Genomic DNA, 22,107 nt, shown 5'->3' on the forward strand with positions numbered 1-22,107 from the left:
GCTCGACTCATGACACATCGCTTCCTTCCGGTCCTCGCCGCCGCGGCATTCTGCCTGGTTATCACCGGATGCACGCAGAGCGTGGACGGTTCCGCCGGAACGGTGGTCGCCGGCAACGCAGGCCCCAGTGCCGGCGGATCCGTGACCGCCGACGCCGCACCGCCGATCGATCCGTGCGAGGGGACGACGGGATGCCAGTACGTCGCCGATGTGGACGTCGATGGTGATGGTGCCACTGACCAGGTGGGGATTGCGTATGGCCCCAGTGGTGTTCAGGTCGTCGCGGGTATCAATGGTGAGCGGTACGAGTGGGTCCAGCCGGCGTCGTCTGGTGGCCAGGTGTATACCGATCCGGCCGAGATCTATCGTGGCGCTTTCGCTCTGAGTCGCGCGCAGGGTGCGGACATCGCCCTCCACTTGGTTCAAGGTGGCGGCAACGCCGAACAATTCGCGGTCGTGAGTTGGGATGGTAGTGGCCTGGTGGCGTTGCCCCAGCCACCCACCGCCGACCGCACCGGTCTGAAGACCGAGGGGATTTGGTATCTCGGGTCATCTCACGGCCGCCAGGACTCGATCGCGTGCCGCGCGCCTGGCGAGCTCACGGTGAACCGGCTGACCGCCGCTACACAGGAAGGATCGCCGGTACCGGGTGGCGGTCGCAGGGAAGAGAACTACTACCTGTTCAGCGGTGGTCAGTGGCAACCGAACGGGTCGGATAACGTCCCCGATACGACCTTCAGCTACAGCTGGGACGCACACGCCAACGCGTTCGCCTGTGACGACTTGGGAGTCGCACCCTGACCACGATGTGACGAGCGGCGAAGCGTCCTACCTGACCTCATCCAACCGACTCGTCAGAACCACCAACCGCAACGCCTCACGCAGGCTCTTCACCGTCGCCGACCACGCCTTCTCCTCATGCTCACAGGCAGCCGCTTCTTCTTCGTCTTCGCGGGAGAGTGCGTCGTAGATGGAACTGCGCCAGGACAATTCCTGCTCCTCGCTGACCCGCAGGTACTGGAGGATGTCGTCTCGATCAAAGTTGCAGATCGTCGCGATCTCGTGCGGCGACAGGGGACCGTGGTCGGTGTCGTCGAGCTGCAAGATCACCATCAGGCCGGCCGGCAACCCTCCGTCTGTCACCTCGACGTCGGGGGTGGCCTGAGCGACGACCTTCGCGACCTCACCCGATCCATCGGTGAGGAAGTCGAACCACTTGATCAGCGTCGACCGCAGCACCGCATCGGTGAAGACCGTCGCGTCCATCCTGATCGACACCCGGACGTGGCTCTCGTGCAAGACGAACCTGATGTCTGGCCACGTGGACGAGAACGTCATGAGTGCCGCGCTGGCTGTCGCCGAGTCCTGCACATCCACAGGGAGATTGGCGAACATCTCGAGCACCGGATCCGCAGCGTCAACACATAGCCACGACGTCTCGTCGTTGACGGTGAAGATGATGTCCCCGTCGTCGTCCTTGGTGGGCGCGGACCCGGTCATCCGCTCGACCGCGTCATCGACGAGCGCCCGCAGATGCGACTGGCCGGTCGGCTGCACAGCGACGATAGGCGTGGACGGGGGTGTCTCGTGGACCGTGAGCAGGAAGGTCGGGTGCACCACCTGCCACAGCTCCTGCATCACCGCCGTGGCGGCGTTCACGACGAGTTCGATCTCGTCGCGAGGACGCTCCACGACACATTCGTCTTCGCAGATGGAATCCCACTCGAGTTCCATGAGTAGCGAGAGTTCGGCGTCGTCGATCTCGCGATCCTGCCCGAGCAGGGTCGGACCGAGTACGCACCGCACCTCATCGTCATCGGTGACCGTGAACAGGGCAGCAGGCCCGCTGCCGTCCAGGGCTGCGTTCGGCGCACTCACCCGTACCGTGTCCGAGGCCTGCAGTCCGGTCAGCCGGGTGGCCAGCTCATCACGGAATGCTGTCCATCCATCGGCAGCGGAAGCGTCGAAGTCGAAGATGTTGGACATCAGGCACCTCCCTCTCTGTTGTCTGTAGGGAAAGGGTAGCGAGGGGGTCTGACAGTGATGGGCCATCAACTGCGCCGCTCGACCATGCGTTCGAAAGAACACGCATGTAAGTAAAAACGTCACTCGCGCAACGGATTTCATTGTCATACCCCCTCGCTAAGTTCGCCTCGTTGCTGACGGCCACTTCCCGGCTGTCGACGAAGAAGAGATCGGATCCGTGATGTACACAATGGACGAGTCAGCCCGGGCCACCAGGCCGACGTTGAGCGAGCGAGAGGTCGAGGTCCTGCGGACCTGGTTGATCTGCGATACCAAAGAGGAGGCCGGCCGCGCGTTGTTCATCGGTGCCGCCACGGTCAGCACCCACGTCGCCCGTATCCGCGGCAAGTACGAAGCCGCGGGTCGTCCGGCCAACACCAAGGCCGCGCTGCTGGCGCGGGCTCTGCAGGACGGCCTCATCACCGTCGATGAGCTCTGACCCGGTGGGCGAGCGGTTCGAGTACTACGCTGTCGGCGCCCCGCGGCCGCGGAGTCGGCCGGTGCTCACGGTCGTGTCGAGTCCAGGTGCGGCCGGCGTTGTGGCGGCCGTGTGCGTGGCTGCCGCGTTGGTTGCAGCCTCGATGCTGCACCTCGGCTTCCTGCTCGCCGGGGCATTCGTGGCGATGATCGTCCTCGCCGCCGGCGCATGGCTTCGTGAGGGCCTGGAGAACGAACAAGCCTCCGACAAAAGGCTTCTGGTGGAGTCGGGGTATCTGGTTACCCACAGTGAGGTTGCGCTGTGCGACAAAAAGGACCGCAAGCCCGTCGAGAAGGCACGGTCGGCGGTCGCGGTGATCACTTCGTCGGAAGCAGCAACCGGCGGGTGGCTCGGCGACATCGACTTCACCGCCGATCTGTTCTGGATCGCGTCATCCGCGGTCGAGGCCAGCGCGATGCAGGAGCTGATCACCAAGCTGAAGCCGTCCCGGCGAGCGTCGGACAAACAAGCTGTGTCAGCTGGCAAAGTGTGGCTGGACGCCCGCCGGAAGAAGCTCGACGAACGGGTCAAGCTACTCGAAGATGCTGCCAAACATGCACGCGCTGTGGATGAAAGACTCAGGCGGCAACAGGAGGCCTCCGCGCGTCTAGCCTTGCGTGACGAGGAATCCGCGCGCATGGCCGGTCTCCGGACGCGGTTGGTGGGGAATGAGCGTCCGAACTTGGTTGAGCCGAGTAACGAGGCGGTGGAGGCGATTCGTGCCAGGGCTGAGGCGTTCTACGACGTCGACGCCATCAACCGGCGTGTGGCCGGTGACGACGTCGTCGACACCGGCGGCGTTCTCGGATGGCTTCGCCGACGACTGTGATCCGATCGTATGATAGGCCGTCGACCTGCGGCGCTTTACGCTCAGACACATGCGATTTCAGCTCAAACCGCAGCACGTTGCGGGAGCTTTGGCGGTGTTGTTCATCCTTCCCGTGCTCTACATCTTCATGGTTCAAGGTGTGGAGTCGTCGACGGAATATTCAATCAGCTACTCGACGGGGGAGACGAGCACCGACTCCTCCAGCAATCTGGGCAGTCAGATCGGTAAAGCCCTCCCATGGTTCATCTTTGCGTTGATCTTCGGTGCCATCGAGCTTTGGGCTCGCAAGACCAATGCAGGTTGGCCTCCAGCGTTGACTAGCGCTCTGGCCGGAATGCGTCAGCCGGCAACTCCTTCACCCGGCGGTGCCATGCGATTCAACCCACCACCGAACTGGCCTCCCGCTCCTGCCGGCTGGGCACCAGGACCGGGGTGGCAACCCGACGCCCACTGGCCTCCGGCTCCTGCCGGCTGGCCGCTGTGGGTGCAAGAACCGGCCGCCGGCGATCCCATCGCCCCGCCACCATTCCCACCTCGTGGCTGACGCTTTGTACCGCAGCCATTTTGATCGCCAGCACAGATGATCAGACCTCCAGGACAATCGTTCGACGGCCACTCGAATGGGCGTCCTTCCAGCAATTCGCGTGCGGTGCTCATCCTCGCCATCGTCGCGATCATCCTGATCCTGGTGACCGGCGCGGTCGCTGCGTACGTGATTCTCGCCCGGTCGGACGCGAATGCCGACACCGCCGGTCCATCGACCACCACTGTCACTGTGGCAGCGGGTGTGACACCCGGCCCTGCCACGCAGGAGCCAGCGGCACCTGCGGTTCCGGCCAGTGCCAACCCGAGCTTTCAAACAGCGGACGGGACGGTGGTCTGTGAGGCCGGCACAGAGCTGGCAGGTCAATGGGGTGGGATACGAGATCGCCCGACCGCCGCGTGCCTGGCCATAGGATACACCGGTCCCGCAGTACAAGTCGCGCCCTGCGCATCGAACCTCCCGACCAGGCAGGGCGCCGCGGCAATCACCAACGGCAACGTGGTCCGCACCCTGTGCACCGGTGGACAACCCTGGCGGAACTATCCTTCCGATAATTTCCCGATCCTCGCCCCAGGCCAGGTCAACCGCGTCGGATCCATCACGTGCACCGCGATCGACGTCGCCACCGTCGCCTGTTCCGACGACGTTGCGGGAACCGGTTTCACCCTGTCGGAGAGCAGCCTCGAGGTATCGGCTCGCTGAGCGTCAAAGCGGGCGATTGCCAACGGAGAGGGTGTTGTCGCGGTCACAGTTTCTCGATCCCAAATCGACTTGCGGATAGGAGATTCCGCGAAGTTCGTACGTTCGTATGACGAGCTGAGCTCCATCGGGCTTGTTACGGTGTGACGCTATGGAAACGGACGACGTGGTGACTCATGACAGATCGCCACGCAGCGCATCCAGTGTCCTGATCGCCGGCTGCTGAACCGTGGACAAAAACCAACCCCCGTTCGAGCCGGACCGGGGCCAGTACCCCAGCCAGCGACAACGACGCAGCGGCGATGCACAGCCTGTACCGGCAGCCGACGGACCGCCGCCCATCCGGCCTTTCCCGAACCCGCAACCCGCGCCGACAGCGCAACCCGCGCCGACAGTGCATCCGGCACAGCCTTTGCCACATTCTCGGCCACCATCGCAATCCGTCCCTCAGTGGTCGCAGACGGGGCCGGCACCGCGACCACCGGCAGCGCCTGCCGGTCCGCAGCAGCAGATAGGACAACCACCGCAGCCGTTTGCTCCCTCGCAACCGTTCCCACCCCAGGGCCCTCCGTTTGCGCCGCCGACTCAGGGCACACCGTCGCGAAAAGAACGTCGCCGTCAGGCCAAAGAGGCGAAGGCAGCGGCCGCACGTGAGGCGACGTCCCCGGCAGCCACAAGTAACACCGACGGCACCGAACCACCTGCTCGCACATCAAAAGCACGACGACGTTTGTGGATCGCCGCCGCCGCTCTGTTGACTGTCATCGCTCTCGTCGGTGCCGGCACCACGCTCGGGTACTACGCACAGAACGAGTGGGCGAGCCGGCAGTCACTCCCGGCGCCGACCATCATCACCGCCCCGGTACCGGCGTATCAGGAGAACACCGAGGTGTTGATGCCCGACGTCCGTGGACTCGACGAGGCCGCCGCTCGGCAGCTATTGATCGATGCGGGTATCCCCGCGGGCAACGTCACCACGACCACCGAACCAGCGGCCGGTGCCGAAGGCAGCGTGTTCGATCAGTCACCCGCGTCCGGTACCGCGAATCCAGAAGGCGTACAGCTGGTCTTGGCGGCTGAGGCCCGTATGCCCGACATCGCGAACATGAACGGGCAGCAGCTATCGGTTGAGTTGCAGAAGCTCGGCGCTCAAGTGGAGATCCAGCAGCGCTATCAGGCCGGTGCCACCGCAGGGAACGTCGTTGCGTCCACGCCGGCAACCGGCGAGGCGTTGCCCGACGAGGTGATCCTGGTCGTCGCAGAACCAGGTTCCTCGGTGTACCTGGGCAACCTCGACGCCGTGAGCAGCGGATGTTCCACCGGTGCAGTCTCACTCAACGGCAAAGACTTTCAGAACTCCCTCTCGTGCACCGCCGGTTCCCGCGAGGCGAACAAGTATGAGTGGGTGACCAAACGGGCCGCCGATCAGCTGACAGCCACCGTCGGGATCGCCGATGACGACGATGCCGACGGGCGGGCCAAGGTGGACGTCTTCGCGGACGGACGTCTGGTGTCGTCCGTTGTCGCGGCATACGGCACCACAGTGCCGTTGAACGCTCCGATCAGCGGCGCGCTGCGGATCAGCGTGGTGGTGTCCGAGGTTGGCGGCGAAGACACGCCGCAAGCCGTACTCGGTGACGCGAGAGTGGTCGGGAGCACTGATGCCATGGCCCGGATACGAGAGAACTGATGGCACTGAGCGCCGTAGGTCGGGGACGGCCTCGGGTCCGCGCACTCACTCTGCTCTTGGTGCTCGCGGTCCTCGTCGGCATGTGCGGGCCCTATCCGTCGATGTTGGGCGGTGTGCCGATCGCGTCGGCCGCCCCGGATCCATCGCCCGCGCCTGCGTCGAGCGGTCCGGTGCCCATCGTCATCGTGTTCGACCTGTCGAGTTCGATGACGGAGACCGACGGTGCCGGAACGGTGAAACTGTCGGGAGCCAAGCGGTCGCTCAAGGCACTCGTTGATCGGCAGCCGCCGAACACCGAGATGGGATTGTGGACGTATCCGACCGCGGCAGACTCGTGTTCGCCGGGCGGCTTCGTGTACGGATCGGGACTGCAGAACGTGGCGGACCCGTCGACGCTGTCGGCGACCATCGACGGTCTGTCCGCCAACGGAGGCACCCCCACGGGCGATGCTCTGCGATCGGCGGCGGATGCGGTCCGCGACCAGGGCCGTACCGCAGCCACCTTCGTGCTGGTCTCCGACGGCGAGAGCAACTGTGACACCGACCCGTGTGATGTCGCGAAGAGCATCTCCGCGGAAGGTTTCGACATCACCGTCCAGGCCATGGGATTCCAGATCTCCGATGCCGGCCGGGAAGAACTCGAATGCATTGCCGAAGCGACGCAAGGTGCCTACTACGACGTCGCGGACAGCGATGAACTGAGCGCGAAACTCAGCGAACTGTCGGTCCCGGCGATCGACGTGGCGGTGACCGCGGCGGCCACGGCCCCGTCGGGCGGTATGACGACCCTGTCCGCGGTGGTCACCAACACCTCGGCGCAGACCATCGAAGATGTCATGGTCGGCTTGCAGTTCAAGTTCGGCGACGACGGCAAAGGCATTCTGCCTGCCGTGATCCCGCCACGCTTTCGGCTGGGCACCCTGGCCCCGGGCGCCACCGCCACGCGGTCATGGGACGTCTCCACCACAGCGCGTGGTGTCGCGGGCACCATGAACTGGTCGGTGGGCGCCTGGGGTGCCACCACACTGCCGGTGCGCAAGAGCGGCACCATCACGGTCACCGACGATCTCGAGGCCGCAGCGGGAGGTGACCTGCTGAAGGGCATCACAACCTCCGATCACCCGGCGCTGGTGATGGGCGACTCGTTTTCCTCGGGGGAGGGCACTCGCCAGTACCTGGGTAAGGACAACGATCACAGCGAGCTGTGCCACCGCTCGGACACGCAGTACGTGAGCCAGTTGATGGCGACGGCGAAGAACAAGAACGTGACCAACATCGCCTGCAGCGGGGCGATCATGGTCGACCTCATCTCACCCCAACTTCCCGACAAAGAACCTTGGCGTACCAGCAAAGGTCAGATCCAGATGCTGGACAAAGCCAAAGCGCCCTCCGCGGTGTTCATGACCATGGGCGGCAACGACATCAGCTTCGGGCCACTCGCCACGAGCTGCATCACGTCGATTCCCGTGCCGGGTGCGCCGGGATGCGACGAGGACGAGGAGATCCGCAAGTCGGTCAACGACGGCATGGTGGTGCTCAACGGGCTCGATCGGTACTACACCAACATCTTCCGGACCGCGAACAGCAACGGGAAGCGGAACGCACGCAAGGGTGCCGTCGCACCGGTGATCGTGGTCGCCTATCCGGAGGTGACCCCGCCGAGCTCGCGGGCGCGAGGATGCACCCAGATCGGACTGGACTACGGCGAACTGACCTACATCAACGAAACCGTGCGGGCACTCAACACGAAGATCCGCGACGAGGTGAACGAAGCCTGGGACAAAGGTTCCGAGGTCTACTTCGCCAGTACCACCGCCAACGCGTTCATGCCCGACCACACCATCTGTGACAGCGACCCTTACGCGAACCCACCGAGCGTGGACGAGATGACCGAGGTCGCCGAGTTCGGTGTCGGAGCCTTCATCACCTCGTCGGCCAACGGACGTCTCAACGAGTTGGTACACCCGAATGTCAACGGTCACGGCGCGTTGGCGGCGAGCATCGTGTCCTGGTCGACTCAGCCCGAGCTCACCAAACGTCCGGCATACGACAGTGTTCCCGCGCCGACGTTCAACCTGTCCGGCGGGCATCAGGAACCTGATCAACGGATGGACGTCTCGACCAATCAGACAGCGCGGAACACGATCGTGGTGGCAGGCGACGTCGTCGAAACCGTGATCAAGGAGGCCACCCTCGGCCGTTTCCGGCCGATCCGCTGGCTCTTCCGATCAGAACCCCAGCTGCTCGCTACGGGCTATACCGCAGAAGACGGCAGTGCCGCCGCGACCATCGTCATCCCGGAAAACACCCCGTCCGGGATCCACCACCTCACGATCACCAGTACCGGTGCGGACGGACAGCCATGGACCAACGACATCGAGATCCGCGTGAAAGCACCGATGCCCTGGTGGTATTGGGGTCTGGCCGGCGCAACCGGTCTCTGCGTTCTCGGCGCCCTGGTGGCGCTGTGGCGGGCGAGGCGATTCCGGTGAACGGCGTACGGTCCCGCGCAGGGGTGCTGAGCATTCTTGCGTTTGTCGTCGCCCTGCTGGTGGCGGGTTGTGGGAGCAGTGGATCGGGAGGATTTCGCGGGCTCGGGTTCGACGGCGTCCGAGGTGCTTTCGCCGGCGGTGGCTGCGCGACCTATGACGGGCCGAACCCGTCTGCCGCAGAGTTCACGGCCACCCGCGTCGAGTTCGCGAACAAACAGTTCGACCTGACCGAGAAGTACGAATCCGACCCCACCGGCACGTCGCGTGAGGAATTCGTCGATCTGATGGTGGCCGAGGACTACGCGGACGTCATCGCCCGAGTGCCCAGCGGCGGCTTCGCCGAGTACACCGAATTATTGTGCGACATGGCGAAATCACAGGATGGGTTGACCGCGGATGTCCAGGCTGCTGCCCTGGAGAATCTCGAGGCCCTCAAGTCGAATCCCGCATATGCCGACGTCGACTTCGTGGCGTTGGGCAAGGACGTGGGCGCCCTGTTCAATCGGTACCCGATTGTCTCCGTGGTCAATCCACTGATGCTCTGCGATCTCACCGAGCAGAGCGGTTCGACGATGACCGAGGTCCTCGAAGACATGGCCGTCAGTCAACCGGAGATGGCAGAACTCAACGCCAAGAGCCTGCAGATCATCTGCCCCGACCTGGTCGGCGACATCGATACCGACTACTCTTCCGAATCCGGAGCGTGCGTGGCAGAAGTCGACGGCGTGACCGGGCGGGTGACGATCACCGGCGGCGCCATCGATTGCACGTTCGCGAAGGCGATGATCGCCGAACGGGACGGCGACATCGGGTATTTCAACGGCCCGAGCGGGCAATCCTGGGCCTGCGGCAGCGGCGACATCCTCGCCGACTACGAGTGCTACTCAACCGCAGGCCCGGAGCGGTTCAAGTGGGAGGCCAACTGACGGTGATCGACGCGGCCTACCAGGCACCGTCGAGAAGGCACAGCACCACCACGGGACTGCCGCTGCCCGTTCGTATCCATACGTCCGGGCACGTCGACGGATCGTCGGTGATACCCGAGACCTTGTTGGTGGCATAGCTGGACGAACACGTGGCGGTGGTTGCCTTCAGTGCCCGTGAGCCGTCGGCGTTGGTGGTCCCGAGGTACTCGATGTGCAGGCAATCACCGACCGCGGCATTCCGGATCACCCCAGTGGTACCGACAGTGGTCGTCGGTGGCGGCGTGTACGCCATCGTCGTGGAGGTCGGCGCCTCGTAGTCGGCGCTCGCGATGCTGTCGTTGGTCGAATTGAACGCCGCGATGAGAATGATCCAGGTCGCCACCGCAATTGCGGTAAATGTGTACCCGATGACCAAGCCGCCGACTGCCAGTCCACGACCACGCTGGCCGGTTCTCGCGATCTGATGTATCGCAAGGTGGCCGAACAGAACGCCGAGCGGCGCAAACACAAAGCTGCTGAACAGCGCTGTGATCGCCAGCGGATTGCTTCCCTCGGCCGGCGGGGCCTGCGGATACTGCGAGCCACCGGCACCGATCGGACCGGAACCTGCGAATTGCACAGGGCCCGAGTGATTCTGGGGTGGTGGCAAGTGTCCACCGGGCTGGAAGGTCGCGCCGGGCCGCGGCCGGGTGCTCGCATCGAGGATCCAGGCGAGCAGAATTCCCATGATCACCGGCCACAGATCGGAGATCGCGAATCCCCACCAGTGCCGCAGCATCGGATAGGCCCAGTCGTTGCCTTCATCCTGAACGTAGACAATCCAGGTCCATAAGGCGGATGCGCCCGCCGACAATGGAACGGCCAGCAGCCAGAGCGCTCCGCGACGTCGGGCAATGCCCCATGCGGTCACCGCACCTACGGGTGGCACGACCGCCATCGTGTACAGCCACACGTCATATCCGGCCGACGAGAGGTCCGCGGTGCTGACGAGATAGTTCAGTCCGATGGTGATCGCGAGGGTGAGAACCGCGATCAGTGTGGCGGCGAGTCGACGGCCTGATCGGGCTCGGATCAGAACGGCGATCACCAGTACCACGGCCGGAAGTGACCACAGCAGCGGTCCGAACACGTCGTGTGCGGTTCCTGCCAAGTGGTCCGATGAGTAGTTGTAGAGCCAGTAGGCGCCGACGGCAGGAATCACAAAAGCAGCACTGGCGATTGCGCCGAGAAAGCCGTTGGAAGGGGCGGTCGACAGGGGAGGCTGTTGTTGCCAACCGCTGGGCGGCTGCGACGGCCACGTCGGCGCCAGAGGTGTCGGCGGCAGAGGCGTCGGCTGGAAGGGGACCGAGGGCGGGCCAGGCGGGTTGTATTGTGCCGGTTGCCCTGGCGACGCAGACTCCGCACGTGGCGGTCCACCGGCACGGGTGGGTGCACCCGGCTGCGGCAGTGGAGGAACCACCATCGTGCGGGTGGGCGCGTCCGCTCCGTGGGATTGAGAGGCGACCTGCGGTGCCGGATCGACCGCCGGAGGCGATTGTGGCGGTGACGATTTCACCAGACTGGGCGGCGCCAGATCGCCGCGAGGGCTCGCTGGGGGCTGTGGAGTCTGAGGTGGCGAGAACGACGGAGGCGGTGCCTGCATGTGGTGCTGCTGCGGGCCCGGCGGGGGGAAATAGGGTGAGCCCGGCGCCGCAGGCGCGAACGCGACAGTGCTCGACATCCGGCCGACGAATCGACCCATCACGACCGTGAGGTATCCGTACCCGGCGACGAGTGCGACGAAGATGAGCAGTTGCAGCGCGAGAACAACGGGACTCTCGATGTGCTCACCGGTCCACCGTTCGGCGACACGGTCAGTGGACAGCCGGGCGATCGATCCCCAGACGCCGCCCAGGGACATCAGCGTGGCCACCAACGCAATACCCCAGGTCGCGAAATTGTGCGCGAGTTTGGTGCCGAGCGCGATGAAGACGTATCCCAGCAGTGTCCACAGCCCGTAGAGAATCAAGGTCAGCGCAAACGAGGACGTCGTGAGAATGAGAATGATGCTCACCACGAAGACCGCGGCGTAGGAGAAGCAGACGAAGATGTCGGCCTGAGTGGCCCGCAGGTGCGCGAACCCCGGCCCCCGGATCAGATCACCGCCCATGCCCCGAAACATCAATCGTTCGACACCACGACCCGGATTCATCGCACCTACCTGAGCTGAGCCACAATCCGGCACAGCGCCGGTGGTTGCATGGTCTCAGAGAAGGCCTTGACCGTTCGTACTCCGAACGTATGGCTTTGTGTAGTACGAACATACGAATGATCGGATCGAAGTTGACTGCAGCCGAGTTGGGTCCCGGACACGGGAACAGCAAGATTCGAGTTCCATATGTTCGCATTACAGAACGCGACACCAGTTTGTGCGAGCCTGATAGCACCTCAAGGTGCGGCATGTGACTCCAGGACAGTAAGCGCTTTTTCGGATGCACGGCGCGTTTTCTGAGCCTGTAGGTCAGAATGTGCAGATGCATTGTGATGGGCCTGCTCGGTGAGCGGTCGTGGAGTTCTTCGGGTGGGTGTGGTCGATGATCACGAGTCGGTCGTCGAAGGGTTGCGCACGATCATCGAGGAAGGCGAGAACATGACCTTCGTCGGGGGTGCGGAGACGGTGGAGCAGTTGTTGCAGAAGACCGATCGCATGGACCTCGCGGTGCTCGACCTGAGGTTGGCGGATGGATCGTCGCCGCATTCGAATGTCACGCGACTGCGCACGTCTCGGATCGAGTCGCTGGTGTACACGTCGGGCGATGAGCCCTTTCTGGTACGCGAAGCCGCGGCGGCGGGAGTTCTCGGGGTCATCCGGAAATCGGCTCGCAAGGCCGAGATCCAGGAGGCGATCCGGATCGCCGGATCCGGACGGCAAGTGGCGTCGGTGGATTGGGCCGCCGCGCTGGATTCCGATCCGGGATTCGTCGATCTGTCGCCGCGTCTTCGTCAGGTGCTCGAGTTGTATGCATCCGGCGAGCCGACTGCGCGGGTGGCGAAAGAGACCGGCCTGTCGGCAGACACCGTCAGCGACTACGTCGACCGCATTCGCCGCAAGTACCGCGATGCCGGGCGACCTGCCCCGACCAAGACAGACCTGTACAAACGAGCGATTGAGGACGGATGGTTACCGCTTCCGCGTCGATTCCGTCGGTAGTCGAGACCGGCGACGATGCGCAGCCCGCCGGACATCGCATCCTTCAGCTGTTCTCGCTCTTCGTCGGCGGCGGCTACCTGTTCTATCTGGTGTTGGTCGTCGGCAACATCGGCCAGTCGCTGGATGTGATGGCCACCTGGTGGACGGTCACTGCGCTCGTCCTGATCTTCGGAACAGGGCTCGCGATGGGCGCTTTCGCTCTTCGGAGTAGCTCGGCATCGCTCCGGAGAACGGCGGCGATCACGGCGATCGGATACGTCATAGCGCTGGCGTTGTGGCCGCTGGCGTGGGATGGCGGGCTGATCGCCAGCGAGCGCGGGATGTGGTTCTCCCAGTTCAGTGGACTGCCTGCGATCGTCGCCGCGGCCGCGTGGCGTCCGCGGTGGGCGTTCGTCTATCTCGCGGCCGTCACGGTGGTTGTTCAACTGATCAATCACGAGGTGCGGGCGCCGGAGTTCAACGGCCCGGTGTTGCCGGAGATCGCCTGGTCGTTCGCCTTCTGTATGATCCCGTTCGCTGCGTCGGTGATGGGGATCCGTACCGCGGGGATCCTCGATGCCACCAGGGAATCGGCCTATGCCGCAGCAGCCCAGGCCGCGGCGACCCAGGCGCGGGCGTTGGAGCGCACACGATTCGATGCGCTCACCCACGACGGTGTGATGTCGACGTTGCTCGGCGCCTCACGGCAGGGCGCGTCCGAGCGACTGGCCCAGCAGGCCGAACGCACCATGGCCGACATGGACAACTACGACGGCCAATCGTCTGGCGAGGATGTGGCGTCGGCGAACGCGACCGTCGCGCAACTCCGTGGTGCGGTCGTCGACGCCGATCCCACCGTGACCCTGGACGTCACCCGCTCCGACGACGCGCAGTCGTATCCGGTGGAGGTGGTCCTGACGATTGCGGCGGCCGCCTCGGAAGCGGTACGCAACAGCGTCCACCACGCCGGAGCCAACGCCAGCCGGGTCGTCAGGGCTGTCCTCGACGCGGACTCGCTGCGCGTCGAGGTCCTCGATGACGGTGTCGGGTTCGAACCCCGCAGCGTGGCCCCGCAGCGCCTCGGAATCGCAGTGAGTATTCGGGGGCGTCTCGCTGTTCTCGACGGGGGAAGTGCGACCGTCGACTCCCGTCCCGGACGCGGAACCCGGATAGGCCTCTCCTGGACGCGGCCGCGATGACCACCGTCAGCCGGGCCGCGCCCCGCGACATCACCGCGATCCTGGGCATGCACACCGCGGCAGCCAAAGCTGTTGTGGCGGTGTATATCGTCGCGATCACGATCGTGGCCTTCGAGACGCGGCAGGGGATCTCCGCGTTCTGGCCGATCGCGGTTGGGCTCGTCGTGCTGGCAGCCGGCACCATCGCGCTCATCGCCGTTCCCGGCGATCCACTGCCCCTGCCCGCAACGATCTGCATGGCCTCGGCCGGTGCGATCGCCTCCGCCCTGATGCTGTGGGTGATGCCCGTGCCACTCGAGGTTCCGCTGCAGGCGTGGACCCACGGGGCAGGCACCACGATCCTGTGCTTCATGGCAGTGCGGGGACGGTGGATCAGCGCCTGCTGGGGGCTGCTCGCGATGGCGATGGTGTACGGACTGTGGGGCGCGCTGACAGACCAGGGATTCGTCTTCGGCGCGGTCATGGTCGCCATCGATGGCGGGCCGTTGGCGATGGCGATACTGCTCTCATTCACGCTGCGGCCCAGCGGTAAAGCCGTTTTCGCGCTGCGCGACGCCGCCACCGCACGCATCTCCGCGCTGTCGGCTGCTCAGGCTGCCGCAGAGGAGCGGGACGCTCGGCTGCGCCAACTCGACGACATCGCGCGTCCACTCCTGGAACGCATCGCCACCGCCGAGCAGTTCACCGCCGAGGAGTCCGAGGCCTTCGAATTGGTAGAGGCCAACTTGCGTGATCGGCTGCGGGCCCCGGCGCTGACCACACCGGATATCGATGACGCAGCCCGCGTGGCGAGAAGCCGCGGGGTCGAGGTGATCCTCATCGACGACCACGGCATGGACGCGACTCCGGAGGACGTCCAAGATGCGGTGCGCGCCCGAGTTGCCGAAACACTCAGCGCCGCACACAATGGCGACGTCTGCGCCCGAGTGCTCCCACCGGGCCGCGCCACACTGGCCTCCATCTACGTCCACGACAGCACCGGGACCCGTCGCATCACGTTCGACCACGACGGAGCCGAAGTCCGGATCTAGGTCCCGCCACCGTTCTTGCTTTCGCTAACGGTGGCCCCGGGTCAGGGGGCACCCGAATATCCGTCTATCAGTGACCGGTGATCGGCGATAGCTTCAAGGCAGATCGACAGTCAATCCGGCGGCTGTCGACGACGACGATCGGACCCCCTGTGCACACGATGAACGCCACTGTTGCCAACCCCGCGACCGTCCCCACGCTGAGCGCGAGGGAAGTCGAAGTTCTCCGTTCCTGGTTGATCTGTGACTCGAAAGAAGCCACCGCGCGGACCCTGTTCATCAGCGGGGCGACGGTCAGCACGCACATCACCCGGATTCGCGACAAATACGACGCAGTGGGCCGTCCGGCAGCCACCAAGGCGTCTCTTCTTGCCCGGGCGCTGCAGGATGGGTTGATCGGTGTCGACGAACTCTGACGGACCGGACACGTCTCACGATTGCTGTCTTTCGGAACCTCGACCATTAACTGACAGCGCCTTTGGCGTTGCTCGTTCTCGTGGGCGACATTGCCTCAGACGAGAAACCGCCGCCGATACGCCGCACGCGTCAGCCCGAAATCGTTGCGGAACGTCTCGATGAACGAGCTCGTCGTCCGGTACCCGATCCCGGCGGCAACCCCCTCGACGCTGTGCCCCTGCTTCAACAGCGTGAGGGAATGATTGAGCCGAGCCTTGCTGCGCCACTTGCCCAATGACAGTCCGGTCTCGGCGATGAAGATCCGAGCGAGGGTCCTCGGGCTGATCTGCACGGACTCCGCGAGTTCGACCAGCGTCCGCTGATCGGCCGGATTGGCGAGCAGCTCGTCGGCGATGATCGCGGCTCGACTGTCCCGCGGGACTGCGAGAGTGTCCTCCCGGACGTCCGACGTTGCGATGAGTTCGGTCAGCAGCTCGCGGGTCTTGCGCCGCTCCGCTCGCGGACGCTCGAGATCGCGCAGGTGATGGACCAGGGTGCCCATCAGCGAGCTGGCAGCGACCACGTGGGGTTCGCGGAATCGGTCGCCGGGCGGCCGGAGTCGGGTGTCGGCGAACAGGCACATCAGCTCCCCGTCGCCCAGCAGCGTGGCCTCGTGCGTCACCTGCGCGGGGATCCAGGCCATGTGCCCGTGATGCAGACTCAGATTGCGACCACCGAAGCGCACGTCGAGCCGTCCCTCGCGGGCCCACATGAGTTCGTCGGTGTCGTGGCGATGCGGCTCGAAGTGCAGCCCGCCGTCGGACACGTCGCGGGTGACGAAAAAATCTTCAACTGACTCGTTTGCCGTATCAGGTTCGACGGTCGCGGCATTCGCGGCCAAGCGATACGGATTTTCAGTCATGACCGTGTCCAATTGCCCGTTCCTATGGCTCGATTACCGCATTCTTCTGTGCCGGAAGTTAGGTTAGCCTCATGCCCTGAGCCGGGCAACAGCGCGGACTCTCGAGCGATGAGGAGTCAGAAGTGTTCAGCACCCGTAGGGGGCGCGGCCGCGCATTCGTAGCAATCGTCGTCGCTGTTCTGTTCGTGCTCACCGGATGTAGCTCGGCCGGGGATGAGGGCGCCGGTGCCTCGGAATCGCGCGACGGAACCTTCCCCGTGGTCGTCGAGCACTCGATGGGCGAGACCACGATCCCGCAGCGCCCAGAACGGATCGTCGCGCTCGGAGCCGGTACGGCAGGGGAGATCCTGTACGCGCTCGGTGTCGAACCCGTTGGGCTCGAAGTGTTTCCCGGTTTCGGTGCAGCCAACGAGGACGGCGTGCAGCCGTGGGTCGAACCCCTGCTCGACACCGAAGTCACCACGCTGCTGCCGTCCGGGGCCAAGGGGATTGAACAGGTCGCGGCGCTCGAGCCGGATCTGATCCTGCTCACCTACGGCGAGCTCGACGAGGCCACCTACAAGCAACTGAGCCAGATCGCCCCGACGGTCGCCTCCCCGCAGGGGCAGTGGGAGCTGGATTGGCGGCTCGAACTCGAAACCATCGCGAGCGCAATCGGTATGACCGATGAAGCAGTCGCGCTTGAGGCTAAGCTCACCGACGGAATAGAGCAGATCAAAGCAGACCATCCCGAACTGGATGGCGTGAACTACACCTTCGTCGAGGTGCACGACGCAGGGCTGTGGCCATACCTCACCGCCGACCCGCGTAACCAGCTGATCCAAGAGCTCGGGTTGGTGTCTTCGCCGGGAGTCGTGGCGCTGGACAAGAGCACCGACGGTGCCTTCGTCGGCGACATCTCCCTCGAACGGGCCGGCGACATCGACGCCGACATCATCATCGCCTACCCGTCCACGGGTGACGCGCAGTCGTTGTATTCGGTACCGGTCTTCAAAGATCTCAGTGCCGTGCGCCGCGGATCAGTTGCCTTCTACGGTCAGGAACAGGACATAGTCTTCCTGGCGTCGCTGCAACCGTCGCCGCTGACCATTCCGATCTCGCTGGAGCGCGTCGCGACGGATGTCTCTGCCGCAGTGACATCGGCTTCGCCGCAGTAGCCGGCTGGACCCAGCTGTCTCGCAACTCATCCGCCACGAAATAACTGACCATTTGTGGAACCCACTGCCCGCCTCCGACGTCCTAGTTGTCGGGGGGTGGCAGTGGGCACTTTAATGAGCCGTTCGGGGGTATCGGACGTAGTGCGGTTCGCAGCTGGAGTGGTCTTGGGGATGGCAGCCATTGCCGTCGTCTGGCTAGTGGTCTCGTTCGTGCCGGTGCTGTGGGCTTTCGCCCTGATGGTCGGATGCCTCTGTTGCATCGGAGCGGGAGTGTGGGGCTACCGCACCTTTGACGCCGACCGAGTGGCAGTCGGTGTCATCGTCGTCGGTATTGCCGTCGGGGCGGTATCGGTGGTTCGTTGAACGCGACCACGAGAGGGCCTACGTCTCGCAGGCCACGCCGTCACCATCGCGATCGAGTTTGCGGCTGTACCCGGGCTCGCCGGCGTAGATAGGGGCTGCGCCGGCAGCGCGGACAGCAGAACAGTTCGCGTACGAGACGACGGTGAGTCAACGACGGCCGGCGGGGTGTAGACCGGCTCGGGCGGCGGTGTGTACGCAGGCGCAGGGGGAGGTGTGTTGGCCGGACGGACCGGTGACGGCGTCGACGTGCTCGGAATCGGTGTCGCGGTCTCGGTGTCGGCTACCGCGGTTGTCTCCGGAAGCGCGGCGCCGCAGGAGCTGAGAACCCGCGCGATGGCGTCTTTCTCGGCCTGGGTGACCCACAGCTGGTACTCGGTCTTCACATCGACTTGCCGGGCGACATACGTGCAGCGGTACGACTTGCTCGGCGGCAACCAGGTCGCGGCGTCGCCGTCGCCCTTCTGCTGATTGGTCGGGCCGTCGGTGGCCTGCAGGTTGCGCGGATCGTTGGCGAAGTCGATGCGCTTGGCGGGGCTGAGCTGCTGGGCGCCTTTCTGCCAGGCGTCGGACAATGCGACGACGTGGTCGATCTGCACGGCGCTGGAGGTGTCCTGGCCGCGGAGGAAGTCGATCGACGTGCCGGTGTACGGATCGGCGAGGACACCGGTCTGCACGGCGCATCCCTGCGATCCTGCCTTGAAGATGATGCCGGTCAGGTCGCGGCGCAGGATGTCGTTGCGGGTGTCGCAGCCGTTGCGTCCACCTTCGACGGAGACGGCGTCCGTCCAGGCCTCGCCGAAGAGTGCGCGGTCGTACCCGGTCTTCGGTGCGCGCCCCTTGACCGCCAGCGCATTCAGCTTGGCCATCGCTGCGTTGGCTCCGGGGGCTGCCGTCACCTTCGCGACGGGGGTCGCGGCCGGGAGCGCCTTCTCGGCGGTTGTTGTCGCCGGTGCGGTGACCGTCATCGTGGTCGTGCTCGGGGGAGCCGGAGCGGTGTCGGCGACGGTGGCCGGCTTCTCGTCCTCGGCCACCGCGCCGATCGCTCCGACCACCACAAGGGCGGCGACCAAGCCGCCGGCGACCCACGGCCACCTGCGTTTCTTCGGGGGCTGCGGGGTCGGCGGACGGTCCCAGTTGGTGGGCATGGCAAATGGATCAGGCATGGCGGAGGGGGTGGCCTTTCGGGGTGGGAGCCGCGAGGGGGAGTCGCGGCACTCAGCCGGATATAGCTGTCCGGGCTCGGAGTGTTACCTGGACCCGCCCAACTTTTTCGGACCAACTTTGGGTGGGGAACCGTGCCGGCTTCCGAGGCGTCCAACCCTCGACGTAAGAAGAAGAAGGGGAATTGGCGTGGCATCTTTGGAAGCGGACCTCGCGGTAATGCAGCACACGGCTAACGAAATGCTTGTCTCGGCGGAGATGGCCAGGCATGACTTTGCAACACACTTCTCGGGTCTGGTCGATGCTCAATTGGGCTGGATCGGAGATTCCGGGGCACGGTTGCCTAGCAGGATCGCGACATGGGCGAACAGTGCAGGGATTCTGCGCGACCGCATCGTCTCGCACGGTGAGTTGATTTCGCGCGCGGCAAGAGAGCTTCAGCTCGCCGACGACGCTGGCGCCGAGGCACTCAACTCACTCGCCGTTCGCAAGGCGCCGAAGGTGCTCAACCTCTGATGGTCATGCTCGCCGAAATCGATCGGTGGAATCCAGCTCAGCTTGGCGATGTGTTCAGAATTTGCACCGAACAGAATCAACACTGCGTTGAACTCAGCCAGGAATTGCAGTCGCCATCGCTCTTCCAATCGTGGGGCGGCGAATCTGCACGGGCGGCCTCGAACTCTGCCGATCAGCTCCGGCGCGACCTCGACTCCCACGGGAACCAACTAGTCGCGGTCGCAGCGGCGGTGAGCACTGCACAAATCGACGTCGAGAACCTCAAGTCAAGTCTTGCTAGAGTGCGCGGCGAGATCGCCGCCACGGGTTTTGAGATTGACCCGTCGGACAAAGTCTTTCACCCGAACCCACCACCGCTCAGCAGCGTGCGAGAGCACGTGGCAATCAATGGCTACCAGCATAACTTTCAGAAGCTCGTCGAGGCGATCAAGAGAGATGCCGAACGGATTGATCGTGAGTTGGCCGCGGTCATTGATGTGGCGGACGGCGACCTCCCTGGCGGCAATCTGGCCGGAGACTTGGCGGATCGAAAAGGCAACGCAACGCGTGCTTTTGAAGAAGTCTACGGCCGCAAGCCTGTGACGCAACAAGAGTGGTCGGTAGCGTCCATGCTCGATACGCAGAGCTATGATCCGAAGAACAGAGGCGTGCCTGCTGAGGTCACGGTTATCAAGATCGAGCCAGTACCCGGTCAGGGGATTGTGCGAAGTGGACTGTTCATACCGACCGAGACGGTCTTCGCCGGACCTGAAGCGGCTCCACATCTAGGGGACAACCGCGGATTCGATGAACACTTCAATCCCGAGGACACCCGGGTGGCTTTCGTTGTCGACTACGAGAACGGGTACATCGTCGCGAGACAGAATCCATCTGTCACGGCAGACGGGCACGTCGAGACCGGGCGGCCGAAGGTGACCGCAAGCCAACTTGATGACGGGACCGTGTCACTGGACTACCAAGCCTCGGACCCCTTCGCGCCTGAAATTGCGTCGGACACATTCTGGTCCGTCAACGGCAAACTGGTCCTCTCGCCGGTCGACGGTGACATCGCTGTGGCCGGGCGAGTGACAGACTTCCCATCAATGGAGATCTATCAAGACAAACCGGATGGCTCGACTGCAACAATTCATCGTGATGATGCGGCCGACCACGTCCATTACGGTCCCGTCTTGAACTTACCGTTCCACCACTACTTCGGAGACTACGGGCAAGCGTCCGAACCGTTCTCGCCCGACTCGCCCTATTACGCCCCATCACGGGAGTGTCCGATTAACGGTGGATCCGACCTTGATGTCGGTTAGTTACCGTTCGGGGTGATGCGTCCTTCGAAGGTGATCGCAAACGCATTGAGCGCGGGCTTCCACCTCATTGCCCATCGTGCCTTACCTTTCCCTGTCGGGTCCAGAGCACGCGTGGCCAGATACAAGCATTTGAGCGCCGCCTGTTCGGTCGGGAAGTGCCCACGCGCCCGTACTGCGCGCCTGTAGCGAGCGTTGACGGACTCGATCGCGTTCGTCGAGCAGATGACGCGCCTGATCTCGACGTCGTAGTCCAGGAACGGAACGAACTCACTCCACGCGTTGTCCCACATCTTGATGATCGCTGGGTACTGCTGCCCCCATTTCTGCGTGAACTCTGCGAATCGTTCCCTGGCCGCAGACTCCGACGGAGCGGTGTAGACAGGTTTGAGATCACGCGCCATCGCATCCCAATACTTACGTGAGGCGAACCGAAAGGTGTTGCGTATCAGATGAATAATGCATGTCTGCACCACAGCGAGTTCCCAGACGGTGTTGATCGCCTCGGGTAATCCCTTGAGTCCGTCGCACACCACGATGCAGACGTCCCCCACACCACGATTCTTGATCTCGGTCAGGACCGAAAGCCAGAACTTCGCGCCCTCACCGCCCTCGCCGGCCCAGATCCCCAGGATGTCGCGTTCGCCGTTAACGGTGACCCCGATCGCGACATACATCGGCCGGTTGGTGACCTGCCCATCGCGCACTTTCACGTGCACCGCATCGATGAACATCACCGGATACACCGGATCGAGTGGCCGGTTCTGCCACTCCGTCATTTCCCCGACGACCTTGTCGGTGATGCGTGAGATCGTGTCCTTCGACACCGACGCTCCGTAGATGTCCTGAAAGTGCGCGGATATCTCGCCGGTCGTCAAACCCTTTGCAGTCAGGGACAATACGATCTCATCAATACCTGTGAGGCGGCGTTGTCTCTTCTTGACGATCTGCGGGTCGAACGAAGAGTCGATGTCTCGCGGGACCTCGATCTCCACCGGTCCGATCTCGGTGAGTACCGTCTTCGAACGGGTACCGTTCCTCGAGTTGCCGCTGCCGCGGCCGGCAGCATCATGCTTTTCGTAGCCCAGGTGCTCGGTCATTTCCGCGTCTAACGCGGTCTCTAGGACGTTTTTTGTGAGTTGATTGAGGAGGCCGTTCGGGCCCATCAACTCCACGCCCTGCTCCTTGGCCTGAGCCAGGAGCTGCTCGGCCAAC

20 protein-coding genes and 1 pseudogene are annotated in these 22,107 nt (G+C 64.2%); 16 read left to right on the plus strand and 5 right to left on the minus strand.

The genetic code is table 11. The annotated features are described in order from the left end of the window. The first annotated feature begins 9 nt into the window (after positions 1-9). Positions 10-801: a hypothetical protein gene (locus tag BFL43_RS05110; protein ID WP_084891399.1), complete on the plus strand. Its 792-nt coding sequence runs from the start codon at positions 10-12 to the stop codon at positions 799-801. A 27-nt stretch (positions 802-828) separates the two neighbouring features. Here BFL43_RS05110 and BFL43_RS05115 read toward each other — a convergent pair whose 3' ends face one another. After that, a complete protein-coding gene (locus BFL43_RS05115; RefSeq protein WP_084891401.1) occupies positions 829-1,986 on the minus strand; it encodes a hypothetical protein in 1,158 nt (385 codons plus the stop codon). A gap of 229 nt (positions 1,987-2,215) precedes the next feature. On the opposite strand from BFL43_RS05115, the gene BFL43_RS05120 reads away from it, so the two are divergent. The 7 genes from BFL43_RS05120 (at position 2,216) to BFL43_RS05150 (ending at position 9,683) form a co-directional block, all read left to right on the plus strand. Beyond that, the gene (locus tag BFL43_RS05120) at positions 2,216-2,464 is read left to right on the plus strand and encodes a LuxR C-terminal-related transcriptional regulator (RefSeq protein WP_240498072.1); all 249 of its coding nucleotides are present in this window, start codon (positions 2,216-2,218) and stop codon (positions 2,462-2,464) included. Continuing rightward, the gene (locus BFL43_RS05125; protein WP_143695104.1) at positions 2,454-3,332 is read left to right on the plus strand and encodes a hypothetical protein; all 879 of its coding nucleotides are present in this window, start codon (positions 2,454-2,456) and stop codon (positions 3,330-3,332) included. The genes BFL43_RS05120 and BFL43_RS05125 overlap by 11 nt, the downstream gene beginning before the upstream one ends. A gap of 49 nt (positions 3,333-3,381) precedes the next feature. Beyond that, a complete protein-coding gene (locus BFL43_RS05130; protein ID WP_084891407.1) occupies positions 3,382-3,876 on the plus strand; it encodes a hypothetical protein in 495 nt (164 codons plus the stop codon). Positions 3,877-3,912: 36 nt separating this feature from the next. Continuing rightward, positions 3,913-4,578, plus strand: coding sequence for a hypothetical protein (locus BFL43_RS05135; protein WP_143695105.1), 666 nt, complete (start codon positions 3,913-3,915; stop codon positions 4,576-4,578). 727 nt (positions 4,579-5,305) lie between these two features. Then, the gene (locus BFL43_RS05140; RefSeq protein WP_084891412.1) at positions 5,306-6,265 is read left to right on the plus strand and encodes a PASTA domain-containing protein; all 960 of its coding nucleotides are present in this window, start codon (positions 5,306-5,308) and stop codon (positions 6,263-6,265) included. Then, positions 6,265-8,757 (plus strand): VWA domain-containing protein, encoded by a 2,493-nt coding sequence (locus tag BFL43_RS05145; RefSeq protein ID WP_084891414.1) that lies wholly within the window; start codon positions 6,265-6,267, stop codon positions 8,755-8,757. The genes BFL43_RS05140 and BFL43_RS05145 overlap by 1 nt, the downstream gene beginning before the upstream one ends. Next, positions 8,754-9,683, plus strand: coding sequence for a hypothetical protein (locus BFL43_RS05150; protein ID WP_143695106.1), 930 nt, complete (start codon positions 8,754-8,756; stop codon positions 9,681-9,683). The genes BFL43_RS05145 and BFL43_RS05150 overlap by 4 nt, the downstream gene beginning before the upstream one ends. 16 nt (positions 9,684-9,699) lie before the next feature. On the opposite strand, the gene BFL43_RS05155 is transcribed toward BFL43_RS05150, so the two are convergent. After that, the gene (locus BFL43_RS05155; RefSeq protein WP_084891418.1) at positions 9,700-11,874 is read right to left on the minus strand and encodes a DUF4190 domain-containing protein; all 2,175 of its coding nucleotides are present in this window, start codon (positions 11,872-11,874) and stop codon (positions 9,700-9,702) included. Between the two features lie 369 nt (positions 11,875-12,243). Here BFL43_RS05155 and BFL43_RS05160 point away from each other — a divergent pair, with 369 nt between their 5' ends. The 4 genes from BFL43_RS05160 to BFL43_RS05175 all read left to right on the plus strand — a co-directional run bounded on the left by BFL43_RS05160 (position 12,244) and on the right by BFL43_RS05175 (position 15,495). Beyond that, positions 12,244-12,873 (plus strand): response regulator transcription factor, encoded by a 630-nt coding sequence (locus BFL43_RS05160; protein WP_240498073.1) that lies wholly within the window; start codon positions 12,244-12,246, stop codon positions 12,871-12,873. Continuing rightward, positions 12,840-14,051 (plus strand): ATP-binding protein, encoded by a 1,212-nt coding sequence (locus BFL43_RS05165; protein ID WP_084891422.1) that lies wholly within the window; start codon positions 12,840-12,842, stop codon positions 14,049-14,051. The genes BFL43_RS05160 and BFL43_RS05165 overlap by 34 nt, the downstream gene beginning before the upstream one ends. Continuing rightward, on the plus strand, positions 14,048-15,082 hold the full coding sequence (locus BFL43_RS05170; RefSeq protein WP_084891424.1) for a hypothetical protein: 1,035 nt from the start codon (positions 14,048-14,050) through the stop codon (positions 15,080-15,082). Before BFL43_RS05165 ends, BFL43_RS05170 begins: the two co-directional genes overlap by 4 nt. A 158-nt stretch (positions 15,083-15,240) precedes the next feature. Further along, complete coding sequence (locus BFL43_RS05175) at positions 15,241-15,495, plus strand: LuxR C-terminal-related transcriptional regulator (RefSeq protein ID WP_084891447.1); 255 nt, start codon at positions 15,241-15,243, stop codon at positions 15,493-15,495. A gap of 95 nt (positions 15,496-15,590) precedes the next feature. Here the strand turns inward: BFL43_RS05175 and BFL43_RS05180 are convergent, their stop codons facing one another. Then, positions 15,591-16,397 carry an AraC family transcriptional regulator gene (locus BFL43_RS05180; protein ID WP_143695107.1) on the minus strand — a complete coding sequence of 269 codons (807 nt, stop codon included), beginning with the start codon at positions 16,395-16,397 and terminating at the stop codon, positions 15,591-15,593. Between the two features lie 122 nt (positions 16,398-16,519). On the opposite strand from BFL43_RS05180, the gene BFL43_RS05185 reads away from it, so the two are divergent. Both BFL43_RS05185 and BFL43_RS05190 read left to right on the plus strand, forming a co-directional pair. Further along, on the plus strand, positions 16,520-17,554 hold the full coding sequence (locus tag BFL43_RS05185) for an ABC transporter substrate-binding protein (RefSeq protein WP_084891428.1): 1,035 nt from the start codon (positions 16,520-16,522) through the stop codon (positions 17,552-17,554). A 171-nt stretch (positions 17,555-17,725) separates the two neighbouring features. Then, positions 17,726-17,917, plus strand: coding sequence for a hypothetical protein (locus BFL43_RS05190; protein ID WP_084891430.1), 192 nt, complete (start codon positions 17,726-17,728; stop codon positions 17,915-17,917). A gap of 18 nt (positions 17,918-17,935) precedes the next feature. On the opposite strand, the pseudogene BFL43_RS05195 reads toward BFL43_RS05190, so the two are convergent. Then, a pseudogene (locus tag BFL43_RS05195) lies at positions 17,936-19,062 on the minus strand (DUF1524 domain-containing protein). Positions 19,063-19,267: 205 nt separating this feature from the next. Between BFL43_RS05195 and BFL43_RS05200 the strand changes: the two are divergent. Continuing rightward, the gene (locus BFL43_RS05200; protein WP_084891433.1) at positions 19,268-19,594 is read left to right on the plus strand and encodes a hypothetical protein; all 327 of its coding nucleotides are present in this window, start codon (positions 19,268-19,270) and stop codon (positions 19,592-19,594) included. Continuing rightward, entirely contained in the window at positions 19,594-20,895 is a 1,302-nt protein-coding gene (locus tag BFL43_RS05205) for a hypothetical protein (RefSeq protein ID WP_084891435.1), read from the plus strand. The genes BFL43_RS05200 and BFL43_RS05205 overlap by 1 nt, the downstream gene beginning before the upstream one ends. Here BFL43_RS05205 and BFL43_RS05210 read toward each other — a convergent pair. After that, complete coding sequence (locus BFL43_RS05210) at positions 20,892-22,106, minus strand: IS256 family transposase (protein WP_084891436.1); 1,215 nt, start codon at positions 22,104-22,106, stop codon at positions 20,892-20,894. The genes BFL43_RS05205 and BFL43_RS05210 overlap by 4 nt on opposite strands. Position 22,107 lies beyond the last annotated feature (1 nt).

Source organism: Williamsia sp. 1135, from assembly GCF_002095395.1.
Taxonomy (GTDB): domain Bacteria; phylum Actinomycetota; class Actinomycetes; order Mycobacteriales; family Mycobacteriaceae; genus Williamsia.